This is a genomic window from Streptomyces sp. P17, from assembly GCF_032436805.1.
GTDB lineage: Bacteria > Actinomycetota > Actinomycetes > Streptomycetales > Streptomycetaceae > Streptomyces.
The window spans coordinates 1-248 of the sequence record NZ_JAVRBF010001265.1; the positions used below are offsets into that span (position 1 = coordinate 1).

Consider the following 248-nt stretch of genomic DNA (forward strand, 5'->3'; position numbering starts at 1 on the left):
GGCGAGGATGTTGCCGGTGAAGTTCTTCAGGGTCTTGTCGGTGCGGAAGGCGTGGAGGATGGCCGGATTGCCCTCCGCCACCGTGACATGCCGCGACTGCGACAGGGCCACCGTCGTCGAGATGCCGCCGCCGAACTGCACCACGAAGGTCGAGGGCTTCTGCTTGATCACGTAGGGATAGATCATCGGCAGGTAGCGGAAATAGTCGGTCTCGCCCGGCGGCAGGTCGCGGATGATGCCCGATGGGC

1 protein-coding gene is annotated in these 248 nt (G+C 64.5%); it reads right to left on the minus strand.

Annotated features, from left to right (window positions below):
* On the minus strand, positions 1–248 hold a 248-nt coding region (locus RMT89_RS44635), incomplete at both ends, for a hypothetical protein (protein WP_315889470.1).